Annotated in this window: 20 protein-coding genes; 15 read left to right on the top strand and 5 right to left on the bottom strand. The window is 51.6% G+C overall.

Going from position 1 to position 19164, the window contains the following annotated elements:
- Positions 1-2 precede the first annotated feature (2 nt).
- On the bottom strand, positions 3-149 hold the full coding sequence (locus ACRPK8_RS07725) for a hypothetical protein (RefSeq protein WP_432237690.1): 147 nt from the start codon (positions 147-149) through the stop codon (positions 3-5).
- 147 nt (positions 150-296) lie between these two features.
- Between ACRPK8_RS07725 and ACRPK8_RS07720 the strand changes: the two genes are divergently transcribed.
- The gene (locus ACRPK8_RS07720) at positions 297-893 is read left to right on the top strand and encodes a hypothetical protein (RefSeq protein WP_432237689.1); all 597 of its coding nucleotides are present in this window, start codon (positions 297-299) and stop codon (positions 891-893) included.
- 21 nt (positions 894-914) lie between these two features.
- Positions 915-2099 carry a hypothetical protein gene (locus tag ACRPK8_RS07715; RefSeq protein WP_432237688.1) on the top strand — a complete coding sequence of 395 codons (1185 nt, stop codon included), beginning with the start codon at positions 915-917 and terminating at the stop codon, positions 2097-2099.
- A gap of 287 nt (positions 2100-2386) precedes the next feature.
- Here the strand turns inward: ACRPK8_RS07715 and ACRPK8_RS07710 are convergent, their stop codons facing one another.
- The gene (locus ACRPK8_RS07710) at positions 2387-3850 is read right to left on the bottom strand and encodes a potassium/proton antiporter (RefSeq protein WP_432237687.1); all 1464 of its coding nucleotides are present in this window, start codon (positions 3848-3850) and stop codon (positions 2387-2389) included.
- Between the two features lie 163 nt (positions 3851-4013).
- Here ACRPK8_RS07710 and ACRPK8_RS07705 point away from each other — a divergent pair, with 163 nt between their 5' ends.
- The 10 genes from ACRPK8_RS07705 to ACRPK8_RS07660 all read left to right on the top strand — a co-directional run bounded on the left by ACRPK8_RS07705 (position 4014) and on the right by ACRPK8_RS07660 (position 14673).
- Complete coding sequence (locus ACRPK8_RS07705) at positions 4014-4886, top strand: SDR family NAD(P)-dependent oxidoreductase (RefSeq protein WP_432237686.1); 873 nt, start codon at positions 4014-4016, stop codon at positions 4884-4886.
- 221 nt (positions 4887-5107) lie between these two features.
- The gene (locus ACRPK8_RS07700) at positions 5108-5593 is read left to right on the top strand and encodes a GNAT family N-acetyltransferase (RefSeq protein WP_432237685.1); all 486 of its coding nucleotides are present in this window, start codon (positions 5108-5110) and stop codon (positions 5591-5593) included.
- Positions 5594-5666: 73 nt separating this feature from the next.
- Entirely contained in the window at positions 5667-6716 is a 1050-nt protein-coding gene (locus tag ACRPK8_RS07695; RefSeq protein ID WP_432237684.1) for an oxidoreductase, read from the top strand.
- Between the two features lie 183 nt (positions 6717-6899).
- Positions 6900-7976 (top strand): C39 family peptidase, encoded by a 1077-nt coding sequence (locus ACRPK8_RS07690; protein WP_432237683.1) that lies wholly within the window; start codon positions 6900-6902, stop codon positions 7974-7976.
- Between the two features lie 140 nt (positions 7977-8116).
- A complete protein-coding gene (locus ACRPK8_RS07685; protein ID WP_432237682.1) occupies positions 8117-9820 on the top strand; it encodes a DUF2339 domain-containing protein in 1704 nt (567 codons plus the stop codon).
- Positions 9821-9955: 135 nt separating this feature from the next.
- Positions 9956-10774, top strand: coding sequence for an iron uptake system protein EfeO (gene efeO / locus ACRPK8_RS07680; RefSeq protein ID WP_432237681.1), 819 nt, complete (start codon positions 9956-9958; stop codon positions 10772-10774).
- 2 nt (positions 10775-10776) lie between these two features.
- Positions 10777-12009 (top strand): iron uptake transporter deferrochelatase/peroxidase subunit, encoded by a 1233-nt coding sequence (gene efeB, locus ACRPK8_RS07675; RefSeq protein ID WP_432237680.1) that lies wholly within the window; start codon positions 10777-10779, stop codon positions 12007-12009.
- A complete protein-coding gene (locus ACRPK8_RS07670; protein WP_432237742.1) occupies positions 11993-13666 on the top strand; it encodes an FTR1 family protein in 1674 nt (557 codons plus the stop codon). The genes efeB and ACRPK8_RS07670 overlap by 17 nt, the downstream gene beginning before the upstream one ends.
- Before the next feature lie 86 nt (positions 13667-13752).
- On the top strand, positions 13753-14214 hold the full coding sequence (locus tag ACRPK8_RS07665; RefSeq protein WP_432237679.1) for a general stress protein: 462 nt from the start codon (positions 13753-13755) through the stop codon (positions 14212-14214).
- Positions 14215-14346: 132 nt separating this feature from the next.
- Positions 14347-14673, top strand: coding sequence for a YciI family protein (locus ACRPK8_RS07660; RefSeq protein ID WP_432237678.1), 327 nt, complete (start codon positions 14347-14349; stop codon positions 14671-14673).
- A 141-nt stretch (positions 14674-14814) separates the two neighbouring features.
- Here the strand turns inward: ACRPK8_RS07660 and ACRPK8_RS07655 are convergent, their stop codons facing one another.
- A complete protein-coding gene (locus ACRPK8_RS07655) occupies positions 14815-15132 on the bottom strand; it encodes a hypothetical protein (RefSeq protein WP_432237677.1) in 318 nt (105 codons plus the stop codon).
- An 81-nt stretch (positions 15133-15213) separates the two neighbouring features.
- Positions 15214-15750, bottom strand: a complete 537-nt coding sequence (locus ACRPK8_RS07650; protein WP_432237676.1) for a flavodoxin family protein — start codon at positions 15748-15750, stop codon at positions 15214-15216.
- Between the two features lie 145 nt (positions 15751-15895).
- Here ACRPK8_RS07650 and ACRPK8_RS07645 point away from each other — a divergent pair, with 145 nt between their 5' ends.
- Positions 15896-16564 (top strand): hypothetical protein, encoded by a 669-nt coding sequence (locus ACRPK8_RS07645; RefSeq protein ID WP_432237675.1) that lies wholly within the window; start codon positions 15896-15898, stop codon positions 16562-16564.
- Here ACRPK8_RS07645 and ACRPK8_RS07640 read toward each other — a convergent pair.
- Positions 16552-17403, bottom strand: coding sequence for an alpha/beta fold hydrolase (locus ACRPK8_RS07640; RefSeq protein WP_432237674.1), 852 nt, complete (start codon positions 17401-17403; stop codon positions 16552-16554). The genes ACRPK8_RS07645 and ACRPK8_RS07640 overlap by 13 nt on opposite strands.
- Before the next feature lie 113 nt (positions 17404-17516).
- Between ACRPK8_RS07640 and ACRPK8_RS07635 the strand changes: the two genes are divergently transcribed.
- A complete protein-coding gene (locus tag ACRPK8_RS07635) occupies positions 17517-18521 on the top strand; it encodes a helix-turn-helix transcriptional regulator (RefSeq protein ID WP_432237673.1) in 1005 nt (334 codons plus the stop codon).
- 160 nt (positions 18522-18681) lie between these two features.
- On the top strand, positions 18682-19008 hold the full coding sequence (locus ACRPK8_RS07630) for a hypothetical protein (protein WP_432237672.1): 327 nt from the start codon (positions 18682-18684) through the stop codon (positions 19006-19008).
- Positions 19009-19164: the final 156 nt, after the last annotated feature.

Genomic DNA, 19164 nt, shown 5'->3' with positions numbered 1-19164 from the left:
TGTTATTCTGTTTCAGTGTTTTGCTCCTGCGGCTGATCGAGTTCGACCGGTTCCTGGTCGACCGGTGCCTTCGCTTCTGCCAAAGGGAAGGCGATACCTGCGCTGGTCAGCAAGGTGATCAAGGCGGCACTCGTCAAGGTTTGGCGCATCGTACGACACATCCTTTCCGTCAATTCTGACACTATATTTTAATAATTCTGAACATTCTTCATCGTTTCGTCAAGTTATCTTTTACTTCCACTACGTATTTTTCCCGAAAACCCAGTATACTTAAACATGGAAAAGGGGGAAATCGATTGAAATTAACGAAAGCCAACACACGTGTACTAGAGAGTGTCTTACCCCGTCTGAATCTGAATGTCGCAGAGCCAGACCGGACAGAAATCGAAGATCGTCTCCGGGCGGATATTTATGAGGCACAGCGCAAACAGCGGTCGTTCGAGGACGTCCACGGTTTATCCGTCGAAGCGCGACTTAATCAGATAATTGCCGAGTTGCCGCAGCGGCACCGGATGGAGACGCAGAAACGCTGGACGCGCAACTATGTCTCGTCAATCCTGATGTTCCTGTTCATCGAGGGAATTGACGGATTGTTCCAATTCGCCCTGATTGATTACCTGTTCTTCTCGATCATCGCCTTATTCCTGATCGATGCGATGTCTCAGGTCATCACGGCACCGAAGCTCAAACAGGTCAAACCGCGAATCTGGATTCAGTTCGTCATCAGCTTTATCCTGTTTTCGACCTATAAAGCGTTACTCGTGACCGTCTTCCCGGCACCGGACGTCTTGATCCAAGTCAGCGGAATCCCGTCCTATGTCATCGGTATCGCAGGACTCGGCGGACTGTACATCTACTGGTCGAAGAATCCATTACGAAAACGCGGCGCTTAATCAACGAGAGGGGATGGTTGCGTGGAGTTCACACATTGGAAACGACGCTTGCAAGACCATTTCGAACGAATGGGCTTTTCCTTACTGACGGAACGGATGGCGATGCAGGACATGGTCAAACTCGAAGCAACGCACGGTGCCTTCTTGTTCTTTCCGGTCACGATCCATCTGTATGAACGGTCCGGCTGGAAGATGATCGCCTTCGAAGCGAAGACGGATGAGGAACCGATGCTCGTCGAACAGCAAATCGCTTCCTTATTCCAATTGCTGATGGTGACGTTTCAGGAGGAAGAACGCGAATTCCTCCTTGGATTTCATGCGAATACGGGACGTTATCTGACGGATCGCAACGCACCCGTCGGTCGGCTCGTCCGCTTGATCGAAGAATGCTGGTATGACGGTGACGTCCTTCGGGTCGAAACGTTTGATCCGTTTCCAGGACTGTTCGTCGCTCCACCGTTTGCCCATCAAAGCTATGCCTTCATGCCGGAAGGTCGGACCTGGCGGTTGTCGGTCGGTCGGACCGGACGTCCGGCAAACGACTACCGCTTCGACGGAACGATTCTCGCACCGCACCGTCTGCCGGAGACGGAGTTGTTCACGCAGACACCTCTTACCGTACCGTTGGAAGAGGAGGACGCGATTCGGTCACTTCTTCAGTCGGAACGTCAGACGATCGCGCGGTTCCATCAGCGGGCGATGGCGACGATCCATGCATATGATCCATCCTTCGGATTCGCCTGGCGCGGCACCCAGACGTTTTTCCACGGTGTTCCCGTCAATCCGTTCGCCCAACGATTATGGCTCGAAGATGGCGTCACCCGGTACCGCATCCTTCAACAAGGTTCGACCCGGGTGCTTGCGTCCGGTGAGACGTGTGACACCGTCATCGAGATGCTAGACGACGCGGTCAGTAGCGAAGAGCCGGATGGACAGGCGGTCAGTCCGATCGGTCAACTGCTCCTCGGGATTTGGCAACAGATCGAGTCCGATGAAGCGACCTATGTGACCGGAGTTGAATGCCGCGGCATCTCGCGCGCGCAAGCCGATAACCGGATCCGCCATGCGCTCGCACGACAGGAAGCGATTGACTGGATTCACCGGGCACCGAATGATCACGATCTGTGCCGCTTTGGCGGCTTGACGTTATCGTTCCCGCACCGTCCACCGGGCGTCGTTACGATTGAACGTACGGAAACCGAATGAACGAACGGGGCTGACTCAAAAATCAGTTTCTACACAGATAAGGGTGGCAGAATGATAATCTGCCACCCTTATCTCGTAAAAAAGAATGACTCATTACGCGCCACTCCTACAGGGAAAAGCGCATTTTTGCGCTGTCAGAGACAAACAAGACCCGTTTTCCTGCTTGAACGAAGCAGGAAAACGGGCTTGTGTCTCGCCTGAGGAAAGGGCGTGAAAAGACGAGTCATTCTTTTTTGAGTCAACCCCGTTCGTTCTGATCCATATGAAGGTCAACTGAATCAATCACACTACAGACCCAGCGAGGCAATCAGCCGTCGAACATCCCTTTCGGCTTGTTTCGGCGTCAAGATCAGGAGCTGGTCTTCCGCAAGCACCTGTGTCTGACCACGGGGCGTCAAAATCTCATCCTCCCGGATGACGGCGACGACGAGGACATCTTGAGGCATTTCGATTTCCTGCAGTGTTTTGCCGGCGACGCGGCTTTTTTTAGAGACGCGGACTTCAATGATTTCTGCTTGCGGATGCGTGACGGTCATGAACTTCAGAAACGGCTCGACCGTCTGTTCCGGTAAAGCGTCGAGACCGAGTCGCCGGACGATCCAGGGTAACGCCGTCCCCTGCAAAAGGGCGGAGGTCATGACCGTAAAGAAGACGATGTTGAAAAGAAGCGGTGCTTCAGTGAGACCGCTCGAAAGCGGATAGGTCGCAAGGATGATCGGGACGGCTCCCCGTAAGCCGGCAGCCGTGATGACGCTTTGTTCCTTTAGCGTATAGCGAAACGGTAGCAGCGACAAGATGACGGCAAGCGGACGGGCGAGCAGGATCAATGTCAAGACGACGATGGCGGAGACGCGTAAGGTGTGCGGATCCAGCAATTGCCTCGGAAAGACGAGTAGTCCGAGCATGATGAACATCCCGACTTCCGCTAAGTGCGACAGGCTACCGCTAAACCGCTTGAGCGTCTCACGGTAGATCATTTCATGGTTGTTGAGCCATATGCCCGTCAAGTAGACGGCAAGGAATCCACTGGCATGTAAGATCGTCGCGAGACCATAGGAAAAGAGGGCACCGCTGAACAGTAACGTCGGATATAAGGCGGAAGACGGCAGGCGGATCCGGTTCAACAGTTGGGTGACGAAGGCACCAATCGCTAGACCGACGACCGTCCCGACCCCCATCTCATAAAGAAAGGCGAGCACCCCGGCACCAATCGAAAACGTTTCCGGTGATAAGGCGAATGACGTGAAGAGAATCGTCAAAAAAACAGCCATCGGATCGTTCGTTCCAGATTCCGCTTCTAGTGTATGTTTGACTTTTCGATCAACCGGTCGTCCGCTGAGCAGGGAAAAGACGGCAGCCGCATCGGTTGAACCGACGAGTGCCCCGATCAATAAAGCGACGGGCCAGGAGAAATCGAGCAGGAGGTGAGTGACGAGAGCGATAATGACTGTCGTTGCCAGTACACCAATCGTGGCAAGCGAGAGAGCGGCGGGCAAAATCTGACGAAAGTGCGACCACTTCGTATGCAATCCGCCATCAAATAAAATCAGGACAAGCGCCATCGTTCCGAAGAGACGGGCTTGTTCAAAGTCAGCAAAATCGATCCAGCCTGTCACGTCGGAACCGGCGACGATTCCGATGAGGACGAATACAATCAGGGTCGGCATGTTCAACCGGACCGCGAACTTCGTCGTCACGATGGCGACGAGCAGGAGGGCTCCTGCGAGGAACAACATCGTACCTTCTTCCATCCGACCACCTCTTTCGAAAAGGACTAGTGCTTTCTTTCAGTATACGTCACTTTTTGAAAATTTCGAAAAATTACGTCAAAACAAGGTGTATAAACGAAAAGAAAAAGGAAAACAAAAAAATAGAACCCTTATGTTCAAAACGGAATTTCAAGGAGGAAGAACGATGAATATCTGTGTCGTCACGGGCGCCAACTCTGGTATGGGAATGGTCACGATTCAAGAATTGCTGGAGCGGGGGGATCGCGTCATCGCCACCGTCCGGTCTCAGAAAAAAGCGACTGCGCTCGTTCAACTATTACGCGAACACGGTGTCTCTCATACACATCTCGAGGTCGAGATCGTCCAGCTCGACCAGCTTGATTCAGTTCGCCGGTTCGCGGACCGTCTATTTGACCTGGTCGGACGAATCGACCGGTTGATTCTCAACGCCGGCGTCATGGTACCTCCGTACCATGTCACACCGGACGGGTTCGAATCGCAGTTTCAAGTCAATTACTTGAGTCACTTTTACTTGATTGAACGCTTGTTGCCGTTACTCGAAAAAGGCAACGACCCCCGCGTCATTTCGATCTCGTCGCTGGCTGGAGAGGGTGGGCTGATCCGGACCGATGTCGAACTCGAGGCGATCGCCCACGTTAAAAAAGAGCATTACAGCCCGATGCGATCGTACCGGGAATCAAAACTTCTGCAAATGATCCATATGCGCGAGCTGGCGGAAAAGCATGGTGACCGGATCACGTTCGTCAGCGTTCACCCGGGGATCGTCAATACCGATCTGTTCTACCGCGGCAAGTACGGCAAAGTGATGAAGACGTTGCTCAAACCGGTCGCTCAAGTCGGATACTGGACCGGAAAACTCTACACGCCGGAATATGGTGCGAAGACGGCACTCTATCTGGCAACGACCGACGAGCCGCTCGATAACGGGGGCTATTATGCCGATTCAGCACCCCGATTGAGTAATCCGATTGTCGAAGATGACGATTACCGGGCGCAGGCGCGCGATTTGTCGCGTCGCTGGGTCGAACTCGCCTAAACACAAAAAAACGACCGGCTCGTGGGAAGCCGGTCGTTATCCGTTGTGACGACTGGGGGTCAGATCACTTCTTAAGGATACGTTACACTGAAATAAAATTGTGGAATATGAAAAAAATCACAAAATAATGGGCAAACGTGAACTCTTGAAGCAAAAGGGTTTTCTTCTCGGCTCACATTCGTTAGGATAGAGAAGAATTTTTTTGTAACAGGAGGAATAACATGATCAGACAAGCTACATCAGAAGACGTTCGAAACATCGCAACCCTACTTGAGCAAAAAGCGCTCTCACTCAAAGCAAACGGAAGTACCCAGTGGTCTGCTTATCTTGAACAAGACATCGAGCAACTCGTTGCCCGTGATCTTGAAGCCGGCCGCCTGTATGTCTTTGAGGACCAGAACGAGCTGCTTGGTTCCGTTGCCCTGCTTCCTTCGCTCGAATGGGATCAATCCTTGTGGGATGATGTAGAAGGTCTATACATTCACCGGATCGTCGTCAGTGACCGGGCTAAAGGTCGTGGTGTCGGACGCAAGCTGCTCGAACATGCGATTGCTGTCACCAATCTAGAGGGGGAAATTCTCCGCCTCGACTGTGTCGCAACGAACGAGTTCCTAAACGCCTATTACGCGTCCTTCGGATTCGTCTATCAGGGAACACGGGACGGCTTTTCGATTTATGAATATGAGCGCATCGAAGCGAGTGCTTAAAGCGGTTCAATCAAGACAACGATCGCTTCGTTTGGTATGGTAAGAGAAAAAGAACGGTTCAAGGAGTGATCGGATGCGACTGAATATCGGCTTCATCGGCTTTGGCAAAAGTACGACCCGTTACCATTTACCGTACGTGATGATTGAGGACGACTATCACGTCACCTGGATTTACAATCGGAAGGAAAAGGCAGAGCTGTTCGCGTCCTATCAGGACCGGCTGCCGGATGCGCGTTTTACGACGGATCTTTCCGAGATGCTCGCAGATCCAAAACTCGACGTCGTCGTCATCAATACACCGCCGGCGACCCACTTCGAGTATGCCTTGCTTGCATTACAACACCAAAAACACGTCCTCGTCGAAAAACCGTTCACGGTAACGGAAGACGAGACACGGCGTCTGTTCGAAGAAGCGAAGACGCAGGGCGTCAAAATCCTCGCCTATCAGAACCGCCGCTATGACAGTGACTTCCAGGTCGTCGCTCAAGTCATCCGGTCCGGAAAGCTCGGACGTCTCGTTGAGGTCGTCTCACACTTTGATTTGTTCCGCCCGGAGGCGGCGTCAGCGGACGTCCGTCATGAGAACGGCGCCCTTTACGGACTCGGTGTCCATACGCTCGACCAAATCATCGCCTTGTTCGGAAAACCGGATCAGGTCGCTTTTGACGTGCGCAGTGTCCGACTACCGAATAATCCTGACGATACGTTTGCGATCGATCTCTACTATCCGGACTTAAAAGTCAGTGTCCGGACGAGTCACGTTGCGCTTGCCCCGGCTCCGCGCTGGATGCTCCACGGGACGAACGGAACGTTCATCAAACAACACGTCGATCGGCAGGAGCTTGATTTAAAAGCGAACTACTTCCCGGGAGAAGAAGGATTCGGGGAAGATTCCGAGGACGATTATGGTCGTCTGATTTATCACGATGAACACGGTCATCTGCAGGACGTCCGGATTCCGAGTCCGGTCGGGGATTACGGTAAGATGTACCGTGCCCTATACCGCAGTATCGTCGAGGATGCCCCGCTTCCCGTCAAAGAAGAAGATACCGTTTTCGTCGCCCACCTGCTTGAACAGGCATTCGCCCAACCATCGCCATATATCTTGACGGTTAAAAATTAAATGTTATTTTGATTTCAGGATGATGACAACTCGACTGTGCCCGTAGGCATGGTCGGGTTTTTTTGTTATAACGAACGTATCCATTCCTTATTTTTCAGATTTTTCTAAAGAAATGTTGATTATTTTTTCAAAAGGTTGGGAAAAGAGGAATGTCTCACCAAATCAAAGCATAGGGGGTCTATCATGAAACGATTCTTATCCGCACTGGTCGTTGCGCTGGTCATTGTCGGGGTACTCAGTCCCTCACTGATCGCCGAAGCGGCGACGAAACTGACGGTGACGACGGATGTGTTACGCGTCCGGGAAAAACCGTCGACGTCGAGCAAAATTCTCGGAAATGTCTACAAAGGGAATGTCTACACGAAAAAGGGAACGTCCGGAAGCTGGTATAAAATCAGCTATAAATCCCGCGCCGGCTACATACACAAGGATTACGTCAAAACATCCTCGTCGAAGTACAGCTCGACCGGAACGAAGTATACGACGGTCGGTACGCTGAACGTCCGGACCGGACCGGGAACGAAATATAAAAGTGTCACGCAACTCAATAAAGGGGTAGCGGTTGCGACGTACGGGACGTCCGGCAGCTGGACCCGTATCCTCTACAAAGGAAGCTATCGGTACATCTCTAGCCAGTATGTTTCGAAATCAAAACCATCAACCTCCACGAAAAAGCTGAATGTCCCGTATTATAACCAGTATTCGCTCGGTTATCCGTCAGGCTGCGAGTTCATCTCCCTGAAGATGGCACTCGAGTACAAGAAAAAAGCCGTCTCTGCTGCGTCGCTCTACAACCAGATGCCGAAAAGCATGAAAAATGCGACGTATAAGAACGGAAAGTATTACTGGGCGGATCCGCAAAAGATGTTCACCGGTAATCCCGCCGGAACGCTGGATTACTACAAGAACTGGGGCATCTATCCGAAAGGGATCTTACCGCTTGCGAAAAAGTACCGCAGTGGTGCCGTCGATATCTCGAAAATGGGGGTGTCGAAGATCGAGCGTGAAATCCGCAGTGGGAACCCCGTCATCGTCTGGGCGACGGTCGACTTCAAGAACCCTTACGGTTACTTCTCCTGGATTAAGCCGGATGGTAAAACATTCACCGGTTACCGCAACTATCACGTCATGCTCGTCACAGGCGTCTCGAGCGGTTCGTTTTACGTCTCGGATCCATACCGTGGCAAATACAGCGTCAGCCGGTCACAGTTTACATCCGTCTTCAATCAGACAGGACAATATGCGTTATCTGTCCGGTAAGATTCGAACCGGTCGCTTCGAGCGATCGGTTTTTTTGTCATTTTTAGGGATAATCAGATGCATTCTCCTGTAAAATGAAGGAGTTCACCTGTTAGGTGTGTAAAAGGAATGACAATCTATCCACGAAAGGAAGTGAAGTGATGGAAGATCCGCGGATCACGCGTCTTGAACAGGAAGTTGCCGCGTTACGCCAACGGGTTGCCGCACTCGAAGAACAACAGGGATCCCCCGGCACATCCGTTCCGACCGAACCGGAAGTCAGTACGGTCGACCGTCCGAAACCGCGTCCTGCCTACACAAAACGGAAACCAATCGTACCGCAGCCGACATTTAAGGAAAAACGGTCCCGTGAAGAGTGGGAACAGGTCATCGCGACCGTTTGGCTTCCGCGCATCGGAGCAATCTTCGCCGCACTCGGCGCCTTGTTCCTGTTCTCCTATGCCTCGGTTGCCGGTCTCATCAGTCCGCCTGTCCGGATCGGGAGTGGGGTTTTAATCGGCTTGCTTGTCATTGCGCTTGGGGAGTATCAGTATGAGAAAAAACGGCGTGAACTCGGCGTCGGACTCGTCGCGACCGGAACAATCGTCGCCTTAGCGGCATTGTTCGCTGGAATGGCCTTATATCAATTTTATCCACCATCTTTAGCGTTCTTACTTGAGCTCGTCGTCGTCTTCATTGCGTACGGATTAATGCTCTGGATGCGATCGCAAGCCTTGCTTGTGCTTGTCTCGATTACCGGCTTCCTATTGCCCTATCTACAATTATCCGACGAGCCGAATTTACCATTTTTCCTATTGTACGAAGTCGTCTTGTTCGCAGCGATTTTCTTCGCGGTTGATCGACTGAAAGCAAAGAAGGCGTTCGTCTTCGCGTGGGTGATCTTTACGATGGCACTCGGATTCGGTCTACTGTCGTTGACGCTCTCGTGGTATGACGATGACGCACCGCGCCTTGATGAATGGTCGGTTTTACTTGCGGCACTCTTCGGTTACGGCGCAACGTCGTTCGTCGGACGACGGATTTCGTTTCAGAAAAATGTGCCGAGCTGGCTTGCTGGCGGTGTCGTTTTACTGACGTTATTGATTCTCGACTGGTCGTTCGGAACACTTGCGGCAATTCTGTTCGCGGGCGTTGCCTACTTACTTGCTGACCGGTTGAAGGATCCGGCACAAAACGGTGTCGGTCATCTCGCCTTGATCGTCGCCGTTCTCTTGATTCCGGCAGATGCCCTCAGTTGGACGTATCAACTGCGGTACTTCCTGATTGCCGGCTTGATCGCAGCATTCTGGTTCGTTCCACGGGCGCGGATGCCGCATCAACGTCTGTTTAACGTCGGGGTGTATGTCATCTTCATTTTCTCAGCGGTGGTCGAATATGAATCGTATCAACGAATCGGTCTTTCGTATGCGTTGACGGTACTCGGAATGGTTCTTGCGTCGACGGCATTCGTCTTGCTCCTCGTACGAACGCATCAGGATCCTGTCTGGAAGGGATCGTGGCAACTTGTACTCGTCCTTGCTGCGATCGGCGTCTTTACGACCTATACGTTGATCATCATGGAGTTACCGTTCTATCGTGGTCTTGAAGAAACGGCCCGCAGTACGACATTGTCCGCTGCCTATATCGTTCTCGCACTCGTCCTCGTCGCTATCGGTCGCATCCGGACGTCGTCGACGTGGCGCTTGTCCGGATTGCTGCTACTGACGATCAGTGCCGTCAAATTGCTCCTATTTGATCTCTCGTTCCTGACACTGTTTCAAAAAGCCTTCGTCTTCATCGGCTTCGGGATCGTCACGTTCATCATTTCCCGGACCTATTTTAAAAAACGAAAAGAAAAAGCCTGATGCAGCGCGTGGATCGGTCCAAAATGACCCGTCCACGCTTTTTTGTATTGTGCAAAAATTTTTATTGATAACGATTATCATTGTCGATTATACTGGTTAAGGAACTGACTTAACCACTTATAGGGGGAACGATTCATGAAACAGGCACTAGTGATGACAGGCGTACTCGCTGTTCTATTAGCAGGATGTAGCGAAGCGAAACAAGCGGAGACACCGGCACCAAAAAAACCGAATTTCGATCATGTCGTCAGCGATTACCGGACGTATGCGATTAACGAAATCGAGACGTTCGTCCGTGAAACAGAAAAATTCACCGATGCCGTTCAGGCCGGCAAGCTGGAAGAAGCAAAAGCGTTGTATGCACCAACGCGGATGTATTACGAACGCGCGGAACCGATCGCAGAAGTGTTCGGGGATCTCGATCCGAAGATCGACGCCCGGGCAGGTGACGTCAAAGCGTCTGAATGGGGCGGTTATCACCGGATCGAACAAGGATTGTTCGAAAAGGGCACGACGAAAGGCTATGAAGCATACGCGAAGCAATTGATGAAGGACGTTCATTTACTACGGGCAAAAGTCGAGACGGTCGAGGTGACACCGGAGTTACTCGTCACTGGGGCGACGGATCTGTTAAACGAGGTCTCGACCTCAAAAGTGACGGGGGAAGAAGACCGTTATTCGCATACGGACTTATATGACTTCGCAGCAAACGTTGAGGGTGCTGAAAAGATCTACGAACTGCTGAACCCAGCACTTCAGAAACAAGATGCAGCATTATCAAAAGAGATCGCGGCTCGCTTCAAAGATGTCCACGCTTTACTTGACGAAAAGAAAAAGGGCGACGGATACGTCCTCTACACGAGTCTCTCAAAACAGGATGTCAAACAGATGAGTATCGCGATCAATGAACTCGCGGAACCGCTCTCGAAGATGGGCATCGTACTGGAGGGATAAGCATGAAACCAATCCAAGAAGGCGTCACGCGGCGTGACGTCCTGAAGGTCGCCGGTTTGACGAGTCTCGGGGCTGCCCTGTACGCGAGTGGTCTTGAAAAATTTCTTCCCCGGACGTTGACTGTCGAAGCAAGTGATCAAGAGCCGTTTTACGGGACGTATCAAGCAGGGATTCTGACACCGCCGCAAAACCACGTCCAAGTCGTGGCCTTTGATATCAAGACGGAACGGCGCGATGAGCTCGTTGATTTACTCAAACGCTGGACACGGTTATGTGCCCGACTGGCAGCCGGGTTACCGTATGGCGACTCCGACTCCCGTTACGTCCCGCCGGAAGACACCGGGGAAGCGGACGGACTGTCTGCCGGTCACCTGACGTTTACGTTCGGTTGCGGTCCGAGTCTGTTCGATGGTCGTTTCGGAATTAAGCACAAACGACCGGAGGCCCTTAAAGCGTTACCGACGTTCGACTTCGACCGTTTAGACGAAAAATGGAGCGGCGGCGATCTCGTCGTCCAAGTGTGCGGGGACGATGCGCAAGTCGTCTTTCATGCGATCCGTAACCTCGTCCGTGTCGGACGCGGAACGGTCGCGATGCGCTGGTCCCAAGCTGGCTTCCAGCGTAGTAAAGCAGCAGATGCTTCTGGCGGCACACCGCGTAATCTGTTCGGCTTTAAGGACGGGACCGGTAATCCTGATGTCTCGAAGAATCAGGTCCGGAAGGAAGCACTCTTTTGCCAGTGGCAGGACGGAACACCGTGGCTGACGAACGGATCATTCCTCGTCGTTCGTCGCATTCAGATGCATCTTGAAGTCTGGGACCGGACGATTTTGAAAGAACAGGAACGGACCTTCGGACGCGAGCGTACGTCCGGAGCACCGCTCGGCTCTAAAGACGAGTTCGCTTCCGTCACACCAGCGACACGGCAAGCGCGTGGCGAAGCCGCTTTACCGGCAGATTCGCATACCGCCGTCGCGCATGGGGACGGGAAGACAGCGATCTTACGCCGTTCCTACTCCTATCAGGACGGCATCGATGAAAAAACGGGTGCCCTCGATGCCGGACTACTCTTTTTATCGTATCAGCGTTCGCCGAAACAATTCATCGAGATTCAGCGCCGTCTTGCCGCACAAGACAGGTTGAATGAATACATCACGCACCGTGGAAGTGCCATCTTCGCCTGCTTCGGTGGGATTTCGAAAGGAGGCTACATCGGTGATGCGTTATTTGCGTAATCTTTTCCTTTTACTTGTACTCCTTATAGCCGGTCAACACACGGTCCCTGTCCATGCCGCTTCGACGGATGATCTCTATGTCGCGATCGGACAAGCGCTGTCTGCCGTCGCAAGTGAAGACCGACCGGCACTCAATCAAGCGATTGATGATCTAGGACAAGCGGCTCACGATTTACCGAAACAGCAAGCGACAATCACGCAAGCCGTCAAACAGGTCGACGCCAAACGGTCGGCAGCGTTCCCGGAGGTCCGCAAGCAACTGACGGCACTCTCTACTGCCGTCCGGAAGCAGGAAGAAGCAACAAAACCGAAGACGGATCCGGTTGCGAAAGCAAAAGTGAAACAATTACTTTCATTGACGAAAGCGATGCGTCAGGTCAAAGTAAGTGAACGTCCGGCAGCGGAGCAACGGTTGTTGACTGCATGGGCGACGCACGAGAGTCTTGTCCGGAATGACAGTGTCGGTCACTACGGCAACATCGAGATGGCACTCGCTTCAATCCGGATTGCGGCGGCGCGACAGCCCGCGGATCCGAAGGAGTGGCGGGCGGCACTGGATCAGTTCGACACGGCGGTCCAGTCCTTCCTCGACGGCGAGCACGTCCAGGCGAAGAAAACGGGACTTCAGTCGTTGCTGACGCCGCTCGAACACGCACAAACCGCACTTGCAGCGAATGACTTACCCAAAGCCAAACAGGCACTAAAATCGTTTCTGAAGACTTGGCCACGCGCGGAAGGAGAGGTCCGGACGCGTAATGAAGGGCTCTATTCTCAACTTGAATCAGACGTACCGCTGTTACTCGCTCGATTGACGCCTGAAACACGGGAAACGACGGCACAGGAACTCCAATCATTTGAGAATGCTATCGCACAATTACAAACGAAGACCCATTATACGTTTGTCGACGCGATGCTCGTCATGCTGCGGGAGGGTCTCGAAGCGTTACTGATCGTCAGTGCACTTGTTGCCTTCGCGCGGAAAAGTCAGTCGAAACAAGAAGGCAAGGTTTGGGCGGGTGCCGGTCTTGGTCTGATGGCGAGCGGTCTGTTAGCTTTGATTTTGCAGATGGTCTTTGATGCTTCGTTCGCAGCGACAGGTCGTGAACAAATCGAGGGCTATACCGGCATCGTCGCAGTCGTCGTCATGTTGTTCGTCGGCTACTGGTTGCATACAAAAAGCGCTGTCGCGAAACGGAAGCACTTCTTAACGTCCTTGTCGACGACCTCCCTGTTCTTCGTCAGTTTCCTGACGATTTTCCGGGAAGGTGCTGAAACGTTGTTGTTCTATATCGGAATGGCACCGGCGATGACCAAGACCGCCTTACTGACAGGAATCGGGCTCGCGATCGTCATCATCGGACTTGTCTCGTATGCGGTCATCCAGATCGGTGTCCGGTTACCGATCCACCGTCTCTTCCAGGTCGCGTCGTGGTTGATTTATCTGATGGCGTTCAAGATTCTCGGGACGAGTCTGCACGCGTTGCAGTTGACGAACGTCCTGCCGATCCATCCGATCAATGGACTCGGGACAGCCGGGTGGATCGGTTTTTACCCGACGCTTGAGACGCTCGTACCGCAAGTCATCCTGATTGTCCTGATTGTGTTGTTTTCAGCGTGGCAAAAGCGACGCACAGCATCAATCCAGACAGCGGCTTGATCCATTTTTCAATTTTAGGTTTTAACTATTATGTTTCGGGTATAACTTCTTATGAGCAGCTTGCTGCATGAAGGAGAGGGATTTTTATGCTTGAAACACGCATCGTACGAAACATGACCGCTGTCGACGCAGAAGTGACGAGCCTCAAATCAAGTGGTTATTCGAATAAACAGATTTACATCTTTGCAAAAGACGAAGAACTCGCGGAACGCATCGCAAATGACACACAGACGTTACCGTACCGCGTGACGAAGAAGTCGTTCTTCGAAACGTTGTTATCCGCTGTAAGAAGCAACCGGAAAGACCGGATCGCTCAATTATCCGAACTCGGCATGACGAAGGATGTCGCTGAGGACTTAGAAGATGAAGTCCGACACGGGCGGATCGTCATCGTCGGTTCAAAGTCCGATTTACTGAATCCGGCATTCGCTGCATCCTACGTGACGGATGAAACAACCGATTACGGTGCCGGTGTCCCGAAACTCGAAGACGAGGAAACGACAACGACACTTCCGGCTGACCAAAACGTGAAGGCAAAAGATGAATGATACGTAAGCCTCCTGCTCCTCATTTCAGAGACAGGAGGTTTTTGTTTAGCCTTCTCTTGGAAGGGAATGGGAAGGGTGAGAGGAGGAAAAACGATGCATTTCTTGTATATCGGCTATTATAATGCGGACTAGATGGACGCCTTATCGAAAGACGAGGTCAACACCTTGATGGCTCGATGTGACTCACTGATGGAGACCTTCAATGAACAAGTCAACGTCATTTCAGACTGGCATCCGGGTCTAGCGACGCAAGCATTTTATTGGCAAGAGGGGGTCGTACAGAAGCAAGTAGAACCCGACCGGACGCACGGGGAGCAGATTGGGAGTCTGATCGTCTTTGAAGCCAATGATCATGAGCATGCCATGGAACTCGCGTCACTTCACCCGACGACTCAAGTCGCAGAAGGGGAAACGTATGGCTGGCGCGCTGAAGTCCGTCCGTTATCGGAGGAGTCCTGATGTATGGTTTGATAACGATGTTTACGATCTGGCCATTGCTATAACACGATGAACGCATTCTCGAGGATCATCCCGTGAGAGGAAAAGGATTCGGATTGTAAACAAAAACCCCTTCTTTCCTGTAAGAAGGGGTTGAATCGTTTAATGCGTTGCCCACTCGATATCGATGACGTCCGACGCTCGCACCATCCGACGCAGACCAGTTGACGTGACGACTTCAATCGTCCCCCGGTCATGAAAGATCGCCTGGATCGAACCGGATATGGTATCGAGTTGTTTCAAGCGGACCTGGACCGTTTGTCCTGTCCGGACGGCACGTTCCATGATGTGTTGCAGGGAGAGGCGATCACGGGCAATCGTCTCTTCGCGTGATTGATACAAATGTTCGAGATGAAGGATATGCTGGCGTGAAGTCAGTTGTTTCCACTTGCGATTCGATCGTTTTTTAGATGCGAACATGGCTGACCACCTCCTGAATTGAGTCGTACGCTCTATTAGTCGTGCGGCTCTGTTTCAGATAATTCCCTTCACGGACGGTGCTTAAACACGTGCTCCTGACATTTTTTCGCGGAACGCTGAAATGGCTGCAAGCGCCTGCTCATCTTGTTCGACCTCACCCGGTGCATTTCCTTCGGCAAGAATCGCTGTCTCAAGCGTCGCGCCGAGGAACGACGCAATGTGCTCAAACTGCGTGACGAGTGCCTGTCCTTTGACGCGTGGCTCGTCTCCTCCGACTGCAATCAAGTGAAATCGTTTCCCTTGCATCCGACGTTTGAAGTCGAGTTCTTCATCTCGGAGTGACTCACTGAAGCGGTCGATGAATAATTTCATCTTCGTCGACATCGAGTACCAGTAGATCGGCGTGATGAACAGGATGTCGTCGTGAAGCAGCATCTCTTCGACAATCCGGCGATAGTCATCGCCAAGCGGTAAAAAGCCGCCGTGATGGCGTCGGTCTTCAACCGGCTGAATCGAGACGTTCGCCAAATCCACTGCTGTATGAGGAATTCCTTTAAGCGCCTGCTCACCGAGCCATTCACTGTTTCCTTTGCGTGAGCTCCCATAAATCGTATACATAACGTGCATCTCCTTTTGAATTCGATTTTCCTATTGTACGCCAATCGATGATGTCAATACACTGATTTGCTCACAATTGGTTTTGAATAGGGGATTTGCGGAAAAAGACTACAAGATGAAAACGATAAGGGGAGGAACGGTTGAAATGGAGAGAAGTACGCTCATTGCGCTAGAAAAACACCTATATGCCATTCATCTTGAGATGGATGGACTGGCGCGCCTCATTACGAAACAACTGATTCATTTGAGCCAAGTGGCTGCATCCGTCGAACATTTTCGACGGATGAGCTTTGATATCTATAAACACCGGACATCACTCGAGCAGATTCCGTCGCAGGTCTTGTATGAGACGGCACTCGACTACGAAGATTGGCTGGACGAGGAATTTGACGAGATTCCGGCGAGTTGGCAACTGGCGAAGAAAGAAGAAGAAGCACTCGAGCAATTGTGGTGGTTCGAGTTTTCACGGATTCAAGCCGAACTCGAGGAATGGCTCAGCCTGTATCTGATTCGCCGGATCCGGGAAGATGTCCGCTACATGCCGCCCGTCATCGAGAAAAATGCCTATGCCTTATCAGAGGATGCCCGTCACGTCTTTTGGCGTCTTTTGCAACGTTCCGTCGCAAAACCCTCATCAAAGATTAAGGCAAATCAGCTTTCTTGCCGGATGGGCATCGCCGAGATCGCCCGTTGTGCCCGACTGAACCAGGACCGGACACGCCGTGCCATCGGTGAACTGACGAACCGAGGACTGGTCGCAATCGAAGGGGACGACGAGAAGCTGAAGATGCGGCTTCGCCTTCAAGTCATCTGATTCAATCCGATGAAACGCTCGATCATCCGTTCATCCCGTCGCGCCGAAGGACCGATCCAGATGAGATGTCCCGGACTTTTTGATTCGATGAATTGGGCATGACGGATCATCCGGCGTGCACGTTCAGCGTGTTCAAACGGTACGGCGCGGTCTGACCTTGAATGGACGATCAGGACCGGGCAGGTCACGGCTTCAAGACGCTCTTGTTCTAAATCCTGTGTGATATCAAACAGCACCCCGCGTCCCGGTCCATTCTGTAGCCCGACTTCATACAGCAGCGAAGCATCCGTCTCACTCAAGTGGGTACGGATTGTTTCGCGTGGCAGTAGACTGGTCATCTCGACCATCCGGACGGCGGCTTCTTGCGGAAACTTCCGTATTTTATCTTTGACATACGTCCAAAGTCCCCATTGAATGAGCTGTAACGGTCGTTGTAAAACAGGCTGGATGAGGATGCGCTGATACGGCAGCACAATCCGTTGCGTCATCGCGCAGGCGAGAACAAGAGACGTGACGGCAGGATTTTGTCCGGCGAGGGCGATTGCCGTCGGTCCCCCTGCGGAAATGCCATAGACGGTATACCGATGGATGTGACGGGAAGCGAGCCAGCCGGCATAAAACGCCGCTAGGGTTTCAGGGGTGTCCGCAAGGTGTAGGGAGGTGATCCCGTATCCGGGTCGCGATGGGACGATGACGCGATACCCTGCAGCAATCAGTTTCTCGACATGATACACTTCACGGTAATCCGACTGCGTACCATGAATCAAGAGGATGACGGGACCGCTCCCGCTATCCCGGTAATCAAACCGTTGACCTTTCCATTCTGCGATATAATGCATCCAAATTCTCCTATCTCTTAATTTTTACCATTTTATTGTTAATCTCGCTTGTGTTTTCATGTATACTGTAAAGTATAACCAAACCATTGTGACTTAGGAAATGAGGATGCGTAGTGTCAAATGAAAAATTAACGAACCGTGACCGCTTATTGGCTGTACGAGAAATCTTCGAACGTCTATCGGATGAGGATCATACGCTGACGCTTGAAGAATTAAGTATGGAACTCTCGAAGCGAGGATTGATTGAAAAACTGTCTCGAAAATCGCTTAAGGATGACATTGCGGCACTTGCCAAATCGGGATTCGACGTCGTGCCGGAGGAGACGAAGAATGGACTTGCCATTCCGTATCATCTCGTCAGTCGTCCTTTTGAACACCATCAACTGCGCTTGCTCGTCGATGCGATTGCCAGTGCGAAGTTCATCTCGGAGAGTGAGACCGCAGCACTCGTCCGGACGATCCAGTCGTTGACGAGTGATAAGATGGCGGAGACCCTTCAACCGGTTCTACATACCGTCAAAAAGCCAAAAGGCATGACGTCTCGCTCGATTGATACGATTCAGAAGGCAATCAGCGATGACCGTGTCATCAGTTTTCAGTACCAGGGGAAATTCAATGAACGGACGCGGAAGTTCGAATTGCGGAAAGACGGTGAACATTACCTTGTCTCGCCAGCCCATCTGCTGATGGATAACGGGAACTATTATCTGATCGGACGCGATGAGCGGAGGAAACAAATCCGGACGTACCGGGTCGACCGGATCGTTGACTGCAAACCATTCGAACCGATGGAAGAACCGGTTCATGTCGAACCCGGTTACTTAAGCAATATGTTTAATATGTATGGCGGTGAGAACGAACAATTGACTCTTAAATTCCAGGAAAGTCTGATGCCGACCGTCGTCGACCGGTTCGGAACAGATATTCGTTGCCGTCGTCTGGATGACGTCTGGTTTGAGGTAAAAGTGGATGCACTGTTTTCGGACGGTTTCATGATGTGGTTGATTCAGTTCGGCAATCAGGCGGAAATCGTTGCTCCAGCCGAGCGGCGGGAGATGTTCAAGCAGAAGGTCGCGGGTCTTACGGCGATGTATCAGACCGAGGCACCGATCCATTAAGACGATATGCAAGGTTCACTTGACCGTGGATCTTGCTTTTTTTTTAGTAGAGGAGTCCAAAAAAATTGTCGTTTTTTGTCGGATATTCATATTTGAATATTTTAAGCGAAAAGTTCCAGCTACTATTAAGGGTATCTGATACTTATGTAGGAGGAACGACATGCAACAGATGGAAAAACGACAACAAAATGGGTGGCGAAAGCTCTGTGCTTTTCTCTTTTTCGTTTGTTTGTCCTATACATCCTGGTACTTATTCTCACTTTTTGTCTTTCATCTCGTGTTCCCGGAAGATGTCGTGACATCACTAGATATCGTCGTGTTCGGATTCAGTCCGGTCATCGCTCTTGTTGTCACCATCAGTTCGTTACGCTTGATTGAACGGCGGATGAAACCTAAATTCACACCGCTATTATTCATCGGGTATACCCTTTCGACAAGTATTCTGATCTATTATTCGATTGCCAACGCGCTTCTGCCCCGACTGTGACTTGCAACTCCTAAGCAATTGGCATATGCTACGCTTATAGCTTGCTAAGGTAAGGGGGGATACGATGAACGCACAGTATATCCTCGACTGGATGCCGCTCGTGATTCCTGTCGGTGCCATCGTCTTTATTGTCGTCATTGCACGGAAAGCTTCGAA

The sequence above is a fragment of the Exiguobacterium sp. TDN 0502 genome, from assembly GCF_050846835.1.
Taxonomy (GTDB): domain Bacteria; phylum Bacillota; class Bacilli; order Exiguobacteriales; family Exiguobacteriaceae; genus Exiguobacterium_A.
The sequence above is the reverse complement of the archived record's forward strand: the minus strand, read 5'-3'. Positions and strand labels throughout refer to the sequence as shown.

What these genes read in the sequence shown, in the direction of transcription:
- ACRPK8_RS07710 (WP_432237687.1), bottom strand. Translation starts at nt 3,850, where the DNA reads ATGGAAGAAGGTACGATGTTGTTCCTCGCAGGAGCCCTCCTGCTCGTC.
- ACRPK8_RS07640 (WP_432237674.1), bottom strand. Translation starts at nt 17,403, where the DNA reads ATGCATTATATCGCAGAATGGAAAGGTCAACGGTTTGATTACCGGGAT.
- efeO (WP_432237681.1), top strand. Translation starts at nt 9,956, where the DNA reads ATGAAACAGGCACTAGTGATGACAGGCGTACTCGCTGTTCTATTAGCA.
- ACRPK8_RS07660 (WP_432237678.1), top strand. Translation starts at nt 14,347, where the DNA reads ATGGACGCCTTATCGAAAGACGAGGTCAACACCTTGATGGCTCGATGT.
- ACRPK8_RS07645 (WP_432237675.1), top strand. Translation starts at nt 15,896, where the DNA reads ATGGAGAGAAGTACGCTCATTGCGCTAGAAAAACACCTATATGCCATT.
- ACRPK8_RS07700 (WP_432237685.1), top strand. Translation starts at nt 5,108, where the DNA reads ATGATCAGACAAGCTACATCAGAAGACGTTCGAAACATCGCAACCCTA.
- ACRPK8_RS07630 (WP_432237672.1), top strand. Translation starts at nt 18,682, where the DNA reads ATGCAACAGATGGAAAAACGACAACAAAATGGGTGGCGAAAGCTCTGT.
- ACRPK8_RS07705 (WP_432237686.1), top strand. Translation starts at nt 4,014, where the DNA reads ATGAATATCTGTGTCGTCACGGGCGCCAACTCTGGTATGGGAATGGTC.
- ACRPK8_RS07685 (WP_432237682.1), top strand. Translation starts at nt 8,117, where the DNA reads ATGGAAGATCCGCGGATCACGCGTCTTGAACAGGAAGTTGCCGCGTTA.
- ACRPK8_RS07695 (WP_432237684.1), top strand. Translation starts at nt 5,667, where the DNA reads ATGCGACTGAATATCGGCTTCATCGGCTTTGGCAAAAGTACGACCCGT.
- efeB (WP_432237680.1), top strand. Translation starts at nt 10,777, where the DNA reads ATGAAACCAATCCAAGAAGGCGTCACGCGGCGTGACGTCCTGAAGGTC.
- ACRPK8_RS07670 (WP_432237742.1), top strand. Translation starts at nt 11,993, where the DNA reads ATGCGTTATTTGCGTAATCTTTTCCTTTTACTTGTACTCCTTATAGCC.
- ACRPK8_RS07655 (WP_432237677.1), bottom strand. Translation starts at nt 15,132, where the DNA reads ATGTTCGCATCTAAAAAACGATCGAATCGCAAGTGGAAACAACTGACT.
- ACRPK8_RS07665 (WP_432237679.1), top strand. Translation starts at nt 13,753, where the DNA reads ATGCTTGAAACACGCATCGTACGAAACATGACCGCTGTCGACGCAGAA.
- ACRPK8_RS07725 (WP_432237690.1), bottom strand. Translation starts at nt 149, where the DNA reads ATGCGCCAAACCTTGACGAGTGCCGCCTTGATCACCTTGCTGACCAGC.
- ACRPK8_RS07690 (WP_432237683.1), top strand. Translation starts at nt 6,900, where the DNA reads ATGAAACGATTCTTATCCGCACTGGTCGTTGCGCTGGTCATTGTCGGG.
- ACRPK8_RS07650 (WP_432237676.1), bottom strand. Translation starts at nt 15,750, where the DNA reads ATGTATACGATTTATGGGAGCTCACGCAAAGGAAACAGTGAATGGCTC.